This is a genomic window from Nocardia vinacea NBRC 16497 (assembly GCF_000308835.1).
Classification (GTDB): Bacteria; Actinomycetota; Actinomycetes; order Mycobacteriales; family Mycobacteriaceae; genus Nocardia; species Nocardia vinacea.
This window is the reverse complement of the sequence record NZ_BAGN01000096.1, coordinates 25,699-38,442: the sequence shown is the minus strand read 5'-3', so window position 1 is coordinate 38,442 and position 12,744 is coordinate 25,699. Positions and strand designations below refer to the sequence as shown.

Annotated in this window: 11 protein-coding genes; 2 read left to right on the top strand and 9 right to left on the bottom strand. The window is 64.1% G+C overall.

The features are described from left to right. The 6 genes from ON44_RS12675 to ON44_RS12650 form a co-directional block, all read right to left on the bottom strand. Window positions 1-445 (bottom strand): SDR family NAD(P)-dependent oxidoreductase (locus tag ON44_RS12675; RefSeq protein ID WP_040689450.1); only part of this gene is annotated, 445 nt, incomplete at its 3' end. 41 nt (window positions 446-486) lie between these two features. Further along, the gene (locus tag ON44_RS12670; protein WP_373283153.1) at window positions 487-2,187 is read right to left on the bottom strand and encodes an ABC transporter permease; all 1,701 of its coding nucleotides are present in this window, start codon (window positions 2,185-2,187) and stop codon (window positions 487-489) included. Further along, window positions 2,184-3,347 (bottom strand): ABC transporter ATP-binding protein, encoded by a 1,164-nt coding sequence (locus tag ON44_RS12665; RefSeq protein WP_040689446.1) that lies wholly within the window; start codon window positions 3,345-3,347, stop codon window positions 2,184-2,186. Before ON44_RS12665 ends, ON44_RS12670 begins: the two co-directional genes overlap by 4 nt. A gap of 10 nt (window positions 3,348-3,357) precedes the next feature. Continuing rightward, entirely contained in the window at window positions 3,358-4,110 is a 753-nt protein-coding gene (locus ON44_RS12660) for an SDR family NAD(P)-dependent oxidoreductase (RefSeq protein WP_040689444.1), read from the bottom strand. A gap of 20 nt (window positions 4,111-4,130) precedes the next feature. Continuing rightward, a complete protein-coding gene (locus ON44_RS12655; protein WP_040689441.1) occupies window positions 4,131-5,168 on the bottom strand; it encodes an extracellular solute-binding protein in 1,038 nt (345 codons plus the stop codon). A gap of 8 nt (window positions 5,169-5,176) precedes the next feature. Next, on the bottom strand, window positions 5,177-5,866 hold the full coding sequence (locus tag ON44_RS12650; protein ID WP_040689440.1) for an alpha/beta fold hydrolase: 690 nt from the start codon (window positions 5,864-5,866) through the stop codon (window positions 5,177-5,179). Window positions 5,867-5,977: 111 nt separating this feature from the next. Between ON44_RS12650 and ON44_RS12645 the strand changes: the two genes are divergently transcribed. Further along, window positions 5,978-7,912, top strand: a complete 1,935-nt coding sequence (locus tag ON44_RS12645; RefSeq protein ID WP_040689439.1) for an oxidoreductase — start codon at window positions 5,978-5,980, stop codon at window positions 7,910-7,912. Between the two features lie 743 nt (window positions 7,913-8,655). Here the strand turns inward: ON44_RS12645 and ON44_RS50145 are convergent. The 3 genes from ON44_RS50145 to ON44_RS12635 all read right to left on the bottom strand — a co-directional run bounded on the left by ON44_RS50145 (window position 8,656) and on the right by ON44_RS12635 (window position 11,206). Further along, the gene (locus tag ON44_RS50145) at window positions 8,656-8,811 is read right to left on the bottom strand and encodes a hypothetical protein (protein ID WP_157187125.1); all 156 of its coding nucleotides are present in this window, start codon (window positions 8,809-8,811) and stop codon (window positions 8,656-8,658) included. A 67-nt stretch (window positions 8,812-8,878) separates the two neighbouring features. Next, window positions 8,879-9,583 carry a DUF8020 domain-containing protein gene (locus ON44_RS12640; RefSeq protein WP_040689437.1) on the bottom strand — a complete coding sequence of 235 codons (705 nt, stop codon included), beginning with the start codon at window positions 9,581-9,583 and terminating at the stop codon, window positions 8,879-8,881. Between the two features lie 63 nt (window positions 9,584-9,646). Beyond that, window positions 9,647-11,206, bottom strand: coding sequence for an aldehyde dehydrogenase family protein (locus tag ON44_RS12635; protein ID WP_040689435.1), 1,560 nt, complete (start codon window positions 11,204-11,206; stop codon window positions 9,647-9,649). 198 nt (window positions 11,207-11,404) lie between these two features. On the opposite strand from ON44_RS12635, the gene ON44_RS12630 reads away from it, so the two are divergent. Then, window positions 11,405-12,739 (top strand): FAD-dependent oxidoreductase, encoded by a 1,335-nt coding sequence (locus ON44_RS12630; RefSeq protein ID WP_040689464.1) that lies wholly within the window; start codon window positions 11,405-11,407, stop codon window positions 12,737-12,739. The last annotated feature ends 5 nt before the right edge of the window (window positions 12,740-12,744 follow it).

Genomic DNA, 12,744 nt, shown 5'->3' with positions numbered 1-12,744 from the left:
TGCCGAGGATCGAGCAGATATTGACGATCGATCCGCCGCCGGTCTGCTCGATCAGTGCACCCGCGTGCTTCATGCCCAGCCAGGTGCCGGTCTGACTCACCTCGATCACCCGGTTGTACCGATTCAGATCCTCGTCCACCACCGACGCCAGGCTGCCGATGGCACCGTTGTTGACGACGGCATCCAGACTCGGGAAACGTTCGGACACCGCAGCCATCACCTGCTGCCACTGCGACTCCTGGGTGATGTCCAATCCCAGAACCTGATGCCGCGCACCGTGTTCCAGGCCGGCGCTCAGCTTCTCGCACGCCTCGACGTCGACGTCGGTCACCACAACCGAGGCCCCCTCCTCGGCCAGGCGGCGCACGATTTCGACGCCGATCCCCCCTGTCGCACCGGTCACCAACACAACCTTGCCATCGAGCCTCGAAATACCGAGAGTCATTGCTGTGCAGTCCTTTCGAAGTCGGAGCTGGACTCCGACGGTCAGAGCTTGCTGAGTACGTTGCGGCCGCCGACCAGCATGGCGAGTGCGACGCCGATCGTGGTCACCGCTGTCATGAGCAGCGCCATCGCCGCGACCAGCGGGTAGGAACCGTTCTGCCACATGTCGAACAGCAGGGTCCCCATCACCTGGGTGGTCGATGCGCGCACCAGCAGCGAGGCCGCGAATTCGTGCGTGAGCAGGATGAACATCAAGGCGACCGCGCTGAGGATGGTGGGACGCATCAATGGCAGCATGATCCGCGCGTTCGTCACGAATGGTGATGCTCCGCTGGTCGCCGAGGCCTCGGTGTAGGTGTTGCCGAGCGACAGCATCGCGGTCATCTGCATGCGCGTCGCGAAGGGCAACATCAGAACGACGTAGACGAGGATGATCACTGTTCGCGTGCCGTACAGAATCAATGGCGGCTCGGTGTAGGTGAGCAAGAAGCCGACGCCGAAGATCACCGCCGGGATGCCGAGCGGCAATGCCGTGATGAAATCACCGATGAGCGCCAATATTTTGTGACGTCGGCCGCGTACCAGCAGGTTGGCCATCACGTAGCCGATGGGTACGCAGATCGCCACCGCGCCGAGCGATGTCAGCACACTCGTGACCACCGATTCGACGATCGCGTCGGTGGCCGCCAACTCTCGGAAATTGTCGAGCGTGAACAGGTTCCAGGACAGCGACCCCGACCAGTACCGCGTCGAGGCCACGATGATCAACCCGACCAAGGGGATGACGAGAGCGAACAACGCGTAGCCGATGATCGTCACCACAGCCCAGGTGGCGCGGCCGGTGGACGGCGCGAACGCCTTGCCGCCGTGGGTGACGAAGCGAGTCTGGTTGCCCAGCAAGGCCTTCTGGATCAGTACCAGGACGAGCCCGAAGATCACCAGTGGCGAGCCGGCCGCCGCGGCGGCGGCGAAGTCGGATGGTGATTCCGACACGCGACGGTACATCTCCGTGGTGAGCACCTTGACGCCACTGTTCTGGCCGAGCAGCAGCGGACCGGTGAACTGGCCGAGGCCGAGCAGCAACGCAATTCCGCCGCCGTAGATCAACGACGGGCGCAGCAATGGCAGCACCACCCGGAAGAACACTCCGAGTGTGGACGACCCGCTCACCTGTGCGGCCTCGAGATGTTCGGAGCTGACGTTCTGCATGCCCGCGCTGACGAAAAGGTAGACGAACGACGTCAGCCCGAAGGCGGTGAGGATGATGATCCACGGAACGGTGTAGACATCGATCGGTCCGGTATCCGATCCGCTCCACCACGGCAACTTCCTGAGCACCAAGTTCAAGTAGCCGGGCCCCGGCGACAGCAGAAAGGCCCAACCGACGACGTTGGCGACCGCGGGCATGACGATCGGCAGGATCGGAATGATCCGCAGGAACCCGAGGCGGTCCGGCAGTCGACTCGCCGCGAACGCCAGCACCGTGCCGAGCACCATCGCGATCACAAGCGATCCGAGGGCCAGCGCGATGGTGGTCCCGATCGTCTCCGCGATATCGAAGCGCCCGTACTGATTTCGATAACCCTGCGCGCCGTTTTCGAACGCCAGCGATTGCAGCCGGATCATCGGCAATACGACCAGATAGGCGAGAACCGCCAGCAAGGCCAGATATCCGATCCTGGCCCGCCACTGCGCGGGTATGGCAATAGACCGGGTGTTCGTAGCGGTGAGCGTGGCCATCATGACTGCCCTCCCGCACCCGCGGTCGCCAGCTCCGGCACATCCGCGCCCGCGCCATCCGGCAGGGCGAATACCCGCAAGCTCGCCGGCGAGAAACTGACCACCATGGGATCTCCCGGGCGGCTTCGGCGCAACGTGGCGCCATGGGTGGCCGCATCGACCCGCACCGCGAGCTGTTCACCACCCGAGCGGACGGTCACGTCGAAGTGGCGGCCGCCGTATTCGTAGGTCACCAACTCGGCGTGCAGTGCCACATCGCCCTGCGGCACTTCGTCGATCGACGAATGCACGACGACATCGTCGGGACGTAGCCGCGCGACCGCGGACGTACCTTCGTCGGCTCGTCCGCGCACCACCGCACGCGTCAGGTCGATATCGTCGCCGGCCGAGGTCACCCAACCACCGGGACCGCGGCGCAGTTCCAGCCGGTTGGCCATACCGATGAACGCGGCCACGTACTCCGACACCGGATGCTCGAAAACCTGCTCGGGCGCATCGTACTGTTCGATCTTGCCCGCCTTCATAATGGCGACGCGGTCACCGAGGGCGAATGCCTCGGCCTGGTCATGGGTGACGAAAACCGCTGTGAATCCGAGACTTCGATGCAGCTGATGGATTTGCGTACGAACCTGATCGCGCAATCTGGCATCCAGATTGCTCAATGGTTCGTCGAAGAGCACCAGATCGGGCCGGGCCACCAGGCCACGGGCCACCGCGACGCGCTGTTGCTGTCCACCGCTGAGCTGCGCCGGGTACCGGTCGAGCAGCTCTGTGCAATCGACCATGGCAGCGGCGGTTTCGACGGCGCCGCCGGAAATCTCCTTCCGCAATTTGCGGACCAGCAGCGGATATCGGATGTTCTTGCGCACCGTCATATGTGGCCACAGCGCGTACGACTGGAACACCATTCCGATATTCCGTTTGTGGACAGGCACATTCAGATTCGCCTCGGCGTCGAAGACGCGCCGGTCCTTGAAGGTGATCGAACCATCCTGGGGCGTCTCCAATCCGGCGAGGCAGCGCAAGGTGGTTGTCTTGCCGCAGCCACTCGGGCCGAGTAGTACGAGGAGTTCGCCTTCCTCGATCGCGAGGTCGAGCTGGTCGACGACGACATTCGATCCATAGGTCTTGGTGAGACCGGAAACTGTGAACTGCGAGCTCATCTCATGCCTTCTAGGTCTGCTTCTTGGGTGTGCGGACGCCGGCGGCGATACCGCCATCGACCAGCAAGTCGATCCCGGTGACATAGCTGCTGTCGTCACCGGCAAGGAACAAGATCGCCTTCGCGACCTCCATGGGGCTGCCGCGCCGCTGCATGGGGATGGATCGCACATAGGCTTCGACATCGTCGGCGGCGAAGTCGGGAATCGCGGTGATCTCGGTGTCGATGCTGCCCGGACAGACCGTGTTGACGCGGATGCCGCGATCGGCCAATTCCAGTGCCGCGACCTTGCTCAGGGCGCGGACACCGAACTTCGACGCGCCGTAGGCGCCGAGTTCGGCGGTCGCGAGCACGCCCCGCAGCGACGAGATGTTGATGACCGCCCCGCCGGCAACCATCGCCGCGGCGGCCGCCTGCAGTCCGAGGAATGTGCCGACCAGATTGAGGTCGATCATCCTGCGGAACTGCTGCAGCGTGGTTTGCGTCAGCGGCGCTTTCATCGCCGCCCCGGCGCTGTTCACCAGCACATGGACGGGGTGTCCCGCACGTTCCATATCGGAAGTGACTGCCTGCCAATCGGATTCGGCCGTCACATCGAGCCGGCGGTAATGCGCGTTCGGCCCCAGTTCGCGTGCGCGGCGCTCCCCCGCCGCATCGTCGAGGTCGGTGAGGTACACCGTCGCGCCCTTGCCGGCGAACAGTTCGGCGGTCGCGCCGCCGATTCCGCCGGACGCGCCGGTGACCAATACGTTGACTCCGCGCAATGCAGTACTCCTGTCCACTGTCAGCTCTGGAAAAGTTGTGACCACTCTTGGGAGTACTTCTCGATCTTCTCGGGCGTCAGATCACTGGTGTCGGGTGCGACGATGTCCTGAGCACGGGCAACCGCGCCCGGGATATCGGCCAACGCCGCCGCGTATCCCCCGTTGAGCGCTGTCTGCCCTTCGCGGGTGACCATGAAATTCGCCAGTACCTGAGCGGCATTGGGATGCGGCGCCACACTCGTCACCTGGCTGTACCAGGGGGTGCCCCATGGCGATGGTGGCAGCACCCAATTGACCGGCGCACCTGCGGCCATTTCAGTCACCAAGGGCTGCACCGACGGCGTCGCGACAATTTCACCGGAGGTCAGTGCCTGGGCGACACCCAGAGCGCTCGGGTAGATCCGTGGCTTCAGGGCGGCCAGTTGCTTCCAGTAGTCCGCGCCATAGGTGCGCGCGTAGTACCGGTACAGATCGACGTAGGAGGCGATGCCGGACGGATTGACGATTCCGATCTTGCCCCGATAGGCGGGATTCACTATGTCCTGGGGAGATTTCAGGCCGTTCGGTACCGCACCGGTGTTCCAGCCCAGTGCGAAAACCGCCGCGCTCGACAGGAAGAACCGATTGTTGAGCACACTCTTGTCCGGCTGATACTCGGGCGCCTTCAGATCCGGCCCGACCAACTCGGTGGAGTACGTCCCCGATTTCGCGGCATTGGCAATCCACGCCGCATCGGTCAGCATGTGCACATCGGCGGTGCCCTTCCCGGTCTTCTTCTCGGTCTCCACCCGCGGGTTGATGTCGGCGTCGGTACCGCGCACGAAGTCCAGCTTGATCCGCGGATACTTTGCCTGGAACGCGGTCTTCAGGGCCTCGAGGTTGGCCGGCTTCTGGCTCGAGTAGAGCATCACGGCGCCCTCCTCGTTGGCCGCGGCGACAACGTCCTCCCAGCTCCCTTCGACGGGCTTCGAGGCGGACGAACTCCCACCGCAGGCGGCAAGGCCGAATGTCGAGGCGACAATCGCGAGAGCCGCGACCGCCTTGGTCAGCGTTTTCATGAGGGAATCTATTTCCTTACCTGGTCGAGAAGAGCGGCCAGATCGTTCGGGATCGAGACCATCGGCATATGGCCCGATTCGAGAAATCGGGTGCTTCCGCCGACGAGGTCGGCGGACCGCGATTGCAGATCCGGCGAATAGCACGCATCTTCGGTGAGGCGAATGTAGGTTCGCGGAAGGTCGGCCGACAGGCCCGAGAGATCTACCGTTTCCTCGAGCAACGCCGCCGAATCATCGATGACCTGATCAGCAGTCCATTCCGTCTGCTCGGGTGACATGTCATTGCACAACATGGCGATCGCGGCAGCGCGGTCCTGGTGATAAACGCCGCCGACGATCGACTGCTGCACCGCGGCCTGGACCGCCGGATCGATCTGGTCGAGCACGCGTGTCCCATGCGGCGGCACGACAGCGGACAGGAACACGACGTGCTGGATGCGATCCGCGAGCTCCGGCAGCACCCGCGGAACCGACACTCCGGCGAACGAATGCGCGACTATCACGATGTCGGTGAGATCGGCCGCGTCCTCGACGATGGCTTTGGCACAGTCGTCCAGGGTTACCCCGCGAATATCACGGTCGGACCGCTTTCCGCGGCCGGGCAGGTCCACGGCGACCATCGGCCCGCTGAGCAACGGCAGTAACCGATCCCAGCAGGAGGCGGCCATACCCGCTCCGTGTACGAGCAAAAAAGACATCGAACCTCCGAAACTGAACTGACCTCAGTTTGAGAATTTATCCGCAGCCCCCTTGTGGTGTCAATCACATGGAGGCAAACTCATGAAGTGAATCCAGTTCAAGACGATCTTGTGCCCACTCGCCAGGCGTCCCGGCCGCTGCGGATCGGCGCAGTACAACTGCGTAATCGCCTGGTCGCCACCGCGCACGGATCCGGAGTGGTCGGCGGCGGGCTGGCACAGCCCGGTGACGCGGAGTACTGGCGGCGCTGCGCCGCCGGGGGTGCGGCGATGGTGATCGCGGGTGGCACGGTGGTGAGTCCGGAATCGGCGAATCGAATCGGCAATATCACCGAGGCATGGCGGCCCGAGGCGATCAGCGGGCTGCGGGCGCGCGCGACCGCGATCAGTAGCGAAGGTGCGGTACCGGTATGTCAGCTCGTGCACCTCGGACGCGAAACACTCGGTGCCGAGATCTGGGAGCACCCGATCGCGCCGTCGAGCATCAGATCGCCGCGAGAGCCGGTGCGCGCCAGGACGATGACCGAAGCCGACGTCGATCGAATGATCGCGAGCTTTGTGGTCAGTTCCCGCCATGCCATCGAAGCGGGGTTCCCCGCGATCGAACTGCATGCGGCCCATGGCTATTTGCTGGCTCAGTTCCTTTCACCCGCTTCCAACGTCCGAGCGGAGTCCGGCGCGGTTGCGGGGCGGGTACAGGTTCTGCACCGGCTGCACGCCGAGATCACGACGTCGTGTCCGGAAGTGGTGCTCGGGGTACGCGTTTCGATCGATGGTGCGGAGGAGGCCGGTCTGGACCTGGACGGACTGTGCGAGCTGATGCCGTTGCTCGATATGTTCGACTACGTCAATGTGACCGCGGGCGTGCGGACCACATATGTGCGCGATATGGCGACCTCCGAGCCGCCGCTGCTCGCGCATGTTCGGAGGCTGCGCGCGGCAACGGCGCGGCCGTTGCTGGTGTCGCAGGCGTTTCGCTCCAGCCAGGACATCGAATCCGCATTGGCGGCCGGAGCCGATCTGATCGGGCTGGCTCGGCCGCTCATCGCCGATCCACAACTGCCGCAAAAGTTATTGCGGGGCAATGACTCTCAGATCCGTCCGTGCGTATCGTGCAATGAGGACTGCCGCACATTCACTCCGGTCCTGCTGTGCTCGGTGAATCCAACTCTGGCCCCGCCCGGCCACGACGCCCGCCCGGCGTCGCCGCTCCAGTTCGGCCTGCCACCGGCAGCATCGCGGCGAGTGGCAGTAGTGGGCGCCGGACCCGCAGGTCTGGAGGCCACGCTCCGACTCACCGCGACGCACGAGGTGACGCTGTTCGAGGCGCATGAGCGAATCGGTGGGCAGCTGGCCGTGGCTGCGCAGGCGCCGAACCGAGCGGGCTGGTCGAAGTTGCTGCGGTTCTACACGGACAATCTCGGGAATGCCGATGTGCGACTCGGACACCGCGTAACGCCGCATGAACTGGGCGATTTCGATGAGGTCATCGTCGCGACCGGCGCTACCGAACTCCGCACGCCCGGTGCGCTGTCCTCGACAGGTCTCATCGCTGATCGGCATGCGATATCACCGGGAGATGGGGTGGTCATCGCCGATGACGGCTTCGGCTCATGGCTTACCGTCGGCGCGCTGGAAGCCGCGCTGGCAGCAGGAGCCGCACAGGTGACGGTGGTGGTCCCGGGACCGGCATTTGCGGCCACCATCCCACCGGAGAGCCGGGTCCAACTGATGAAACGGCTCGCCGGAAGCCCAGTGGAGTTCATCGTCGGCGCGGCCGTGACGGAGATGCGAACGAACAGCGCAAGCACCATAGTGTGTTGCCGACATCTCCTGTCGGGCAGGACATTCGAGCTTGCGTGTGACCGCGCTGTTGCCGTCGGAGAAAGAATCGCCTCCGACTGGCAGGACATCGAGCAGGCCCTTCCGCGTGCACGAGTGCAGGCGATCGGGGACGCGGTCGTGCCACGCCGGGTCTCGCACGCGGTGGCGGAGGGATACGCTGCGGCGCAGGCGATCACGGCCATGACTGTCCGATCGGGTTAGCTCGTGTGAGCACGGCACCGCTCATGGTTTCACCTCGGCCATCACCAGCGAACCGGGAAACGGCTGGTCCTGCCCGATGGCTCGCCAGCCCCAGGATTCGTACGCGGCTCTGGCCGGGTTGCCGACGCGGACCGACGCTACCTTCCCACCATGGGCGGAACCCACCTGCGGCGAGCCGCGACCGAGCGATTGCTGCCCGGTCGCGGCTCATCTCCATGCGCTAACGCATGGTCAACCGACGCAGACCATGGACAGCGATCGCAACGTCACGCAAGCCCGCAGCGCTCCCAGTGCGGAGAACCACGACTCCGCAGAGCATCAGATAACAGATGAAACAAAGCGATCCGAGCAAAGCGATTTCGAACACACCGACTCCTTCGATGGCGCAAGCAACCCAACTAGTGCGCCTAAGCGACGTCTACCTTCGCTTAGGCCATGTTCGATCCAGATGCAGCCCCATCCAGAGTTGTCGGTCCAGCAGACCACAACCTGGTGCGCCGCCCTCGTGGCGGCGCACTCTGCGCGTCATACCGACGGCACTGCGCCCAATGCGATAACCCCCCGTAGCGGGCTGTACAACATAGGAAACAGTGAACGCCGTACTTGTCAGACTGGGTGCCCTCCAATGGCTTTCGACCGAACCCCTTGCCTTTCATCATTCCGAAGGGCATAGCAGCGCGCAACCAGCCCTGAGGTGCCGTGTGTAGGACTGCCGACCCGGCGTCTCCATTCCGGCAATGGCACTACTTCGGCCCTACGAACTTGTCATCGACCTTCATATCGGCCAACTCGGCGCAGGGATACGCTGCGGCGCGGGCGATTACGGACATGACTGTCCGATCGGGCTCGCGGCGCTCATCGTGCGGGTGACCGGACATGGTGGCCGCATACCCACTCACGCCCCGCTCGGCGAGGGATCCGAGCGGGGCGTGAGCTTGACCGTTACTTACTGTCGCACTCGGCGAACTACTTCGGGGCGGGCATCGGCTGGTTGATGGTGGTGAAGTACTGGATCGCCGCACCGATCGCGACCGGCGCGGTCACCAGGATCTGACCGGCCAGGGTGCCGAGCGCGCCGATGGCGACGATGCCGCCCAGGCAACCGATGGCGGCGGCCGGAATGAACGGACCGAACAAGCCGACGATGGTGGCCGCGGCGACCGTGGCTCCGGCGATGCCGCCGAGTACACAGCCCACCGCACCGCCTGCCAGACCGCCGACCAGCGTGCCGACCGTGGCACCCGTGGTGATGGTGCTGGTCAGGCGTGTCCAGGCGGCCTGCTCACGGTCATACTGGGTCTTCCACGGCGCCTGATCCTCGAATGGCAACGCGACCGGCTTGTAGGTCGCGTGTGCCATATCGAATTGGGGGCTCAGGGTCGCCGTGCGGTCGTTGATCTCCGCCGCGATCGGGAACTCGAAATCATCGACACGGAACCGCAATTCGGTACCGGCCAGGGTGGCCCCATCGGCCGCCTTGATCTTGAATACACCATCCTCGACAACCATCGATCCCGCGCTGGTCGTGATGATCGTGGACCGGTCGGTCGCCGAAGCGGTGAAATCGACGTCGCCGTGGCCGGAGGCGGGCGCGGCATGGGCGGTCCCCGCGCTGATACCGAGTCCGGTGGTCATCAGCGCAGCCGTTACCGCGAACTTCTTGAATTTCATTGCTTGAATCCTCATCGGTTCTTCATGTGTCGAAACAAGTTGGCATTACTACTGATTCTGGAATCAGGCGGTAATGCCCGGACCGCGTCCGACCGGTACGCCGGACACGACTTCTTCGGGGAGGTCGAGACTGGGGTCGATGGAGATCGTCTTCTGCAGCAGGTACTCCTGCACCGCGCCGACGCCGTGCTCACGCCCGAGTCCGGACTCTTTGTAACCTCCGAAAGGAGAGCCGAGATCTGCGGCGAATGTGTTCACGGAGAAGGTTCCCGTTCGAATTCTGCGTGCGACCTCGAAACCATGTGCGGTGTCGGCCGTGAAGACCGATCCGGCAAGACCGTAGCGACTCTGATTGGCGATCCGGACGGCATCGTCTTCACCGTTGTGCGCGATCAAAACTGCCACCGGCCCGAATATCTCGTCCTGCGCGATATCCATATCGTTCGTGACGCCGGTGACCAATGTCGGTTCGATGTACCAGCCTTCGGATAGATGCACGGGTCGCCGACCGCCGGTGCGTATCGTCGCTCCTTGCTCGACGGCCCTGGCCAGGTGCGCTTCGATGCGCTCGAGATGCGACCGAGTGACCACCGGACCCACTACGGTGTCGGCGTCGCGCGGATCGCCCACCTTCAGCCCCTCGAACGCCCGCGTGAATGCGTCGGCGTAGAAATCGTACTGTTCCTCGGGTACGAGGAATCGGGTCTGAGCGACGCAGCTCTGGCCGGAATTGGTTGCGACACTTGCTCCCACGAGAGTGGGAACAACGATCTCGGGATCGGCATCCGACAGGACTATCGCCGCCGACTTTCCGCCGAGTTCCAGCACCACCGGTCGAATCAGTTGGCCGCATGCCGCACCGATCTTCTTGCCCACTTCGGTGGATCCGGTGAAGCTGACCATATCGACGCCGGGATGTCCGACGAGATACTCGGACTCACCTGCTCGCGCGGCGACGATATTGATGACTCCGGCGGGAAAACCTATCTCCTGCAAAAGATTTCCCAGGTTGAAGATCGCCAGCGGATTCGGCTCCGTCGCCTTGACAACAACCGTGCATCCGGCAATCAAGGCGGGACCGATCTTTTGCGCCACGGCCGGAAGAGCGAAGTTATAGGCGGGAAATACCGCGACGACGCCCACCGGCTCCTTGACGACCAGGCTCTTGCCCGCCATCGGGATGACGCCGACCGCATCCCCCGAACCCGCGAACGGGGACAGGTCGCTGACACGGAGCTCGCTGGTCTGCAGCGACTTCGCTACTTCGGCGACGTAATTCAGGCTCATTACCGGCGCGACGGCCTGGTACACCTGGGAGAGCAGATGGCTGCAGCCCAGTTCGTCGGTGATGAGCTCGGCGAGTTCTGCCCCGTGTGCGGCGATCGCCGCGGCAAGGCGAACGAGGTACTCACCGCGCTGCGCTGGAGTAAGTTTCGGCCAGTCGGACCCGTCGAAAGCCTCTCGGGCGGCGGCAACGGCCGCGTCGATATCCGCTTCGGTGGCCGCGGGCACCGAACCGACCGGCTTGCCGCTCGCCGGCGAAATCACCTCGAATCGGTCGTCGGAGGACGTCTTTCGCCAAGATCCCCCGATAAAGAATCCAGTGAATTCGCGATCGATCACGCGAAGCTCCTCTCGAAGGCAAGGTTCCCAATCGTCGGCGCGCTGTCGCCGAACCAAACTGAGTTGAACTCGGTTCGGGTCTCACCGTACATGCACCGTGATCCACTTCACAAGCAAATCGACACTTGAACTGACTTCAGTTTTAGAGTTAGGGTGGCCAGCACGCCGGGCAGCACCGCGACGCGTGAGGAGCATCGAATGCCAGAGGTCCACACCGACGTACTCGTCATCGGCGGCGGGATGGCCGGACTAACCGCGGCGGCTCGATCGCTGCAACGAGGCAATTCGGTGATCGTCGTCGAAAAGGCCGCTGCCGTAGGCGGATCCGCGCAATTCGCGGGATATGCCTGGACCGCCCCTTCCCACGCGATCATGGACCAGGTCAACCCGCGCGGCGATATCGAGCTGCGCCGCGCACTTGTCGACGGATTCGGCCCTGGTATCGCTTGGATCCGGTCGCTCGGCGTCGAATGCGCGGATGCGGTCACCGTCCTGCGCTACGGCTCCGGCCATCAATTCGACACCAACCGGTACATCGACGAATGCCGCCGACGAATCCGCGCCGAGGGCGAGTTGCTCACCGACACCGACACTCGAGCCCTGCTCACCGAGGATGGTTCCGTCGTCGGCGCTCGTGTGCGACTTCCGGATGGCACCGAACGCGAGATTCGCTCTGGCGCAACGATACTCGCGACCGGAGGGTTCCAGGCGAATCCGGAGCTGGTCGACAAGTACATCCATCCCGATGCGAGCGCGATGCAGTTGCGGTCCAACCCGACCAGCATCGGCGACGGACTTCGGCTTGCCGAGTGCGTCGGGGCCGCGACGGGCACGCAACGCTCCGGTTTCTACGGCCACCTCATTCCCGCCGGGGTAGAGTTCCGCGATCCGTCCGACTTCGTCGCACTGTCGTTGTATTACAGCGAACACGCCCTACTGTTCAACCTCGACAACCGCCGGTTTACCGATGAAACCATCGGCGATCACCTGACCACCATGGAACTGCTGGACCAACCCGAGTCCCGAGGATTGCTCGTCGCCGACGAGCGGGTCTACCGAGACTGGATCACCGGAAGATATGTCGAGGGCGCGCAGGCGCTCGACAAGTTCGATCTGGCACAACGCCGCGGCGGCCGTTGCGGTATCGCCGAAAGCCTCGACGACTTCGCGTATCTGCCCGCCGAATGGGGCTACGACGGCGTCGACATCGCCGCGCAGATCCGGGCTGTCAATGCGGCGGGCGCAGCCGCGCAGCCCCCGCGCACCTACGACGCGCGAGCGCTCGACCACGGCCCGTATTACGTCATCGAGGTGAGCCCGGCCCTGACATTTCCATTTCACGGCATTCGCATCGACCGGTACGGCCGGGTCCTTGCCACACACGGGGGAACCATCGATGGACTCTTCGCCGCGGGCGCCGATATCGGCGGTCTCTACGACCGCGCGTATACCGGCGGAATCGCCGCCGCTCTTGTATTCGGACTTGCCGCGGCCGACCGGGCGGCAGCCGACCGTGCCGTCGCGGCCGGCTGACCACC

Bases quoted from the DNA above. Each gene is read 5' to 3' on its own strand.
- ON44_RS12650 (WP_040689440.1), bottom strand. From the start codon at position 5,866: ATGTCTTTTTTGCTCGTACACGGAGCGGGTATGGCCGCCTCCTGCTGG.
- ON44_RS12640 (WP_040689437.1), bottom strand. From the start codon at position 9,583: ATGAAATTCAAGAAGTTCGCGGTAACGGCTGCGCTGATGACCACCGGA.
- ON44_RS12655 (WP_040689441.1), bottom strand. From the start codon at position 5,168: ATGAAAACGCTGACCAAGGCGGTCGCGGCTCTCGCGATTGTCGCCTCG.
- ON44_RS12665 (WP_040689446.1), bottom strand. From the start codon at position 3,347: ATGAGCTCGCAGTTCACAGTTTCCGGTCTCACCAAGACCTATGGATCG.
- ON44_RS12670 (WP_373283153.1), bottom strand. From the start codon at position 2,187: ATGATGGCCACGCTCACCGCTACGAACACCCGGTCTATTGCCATACCC.
- ON44_RS12630 (WP_040689464.1), top strand. From the start codon at position 11,405: ATGCCAGAGGTCCACACCGACGTACTCGTCATCGGCGGCGGGATGGCC.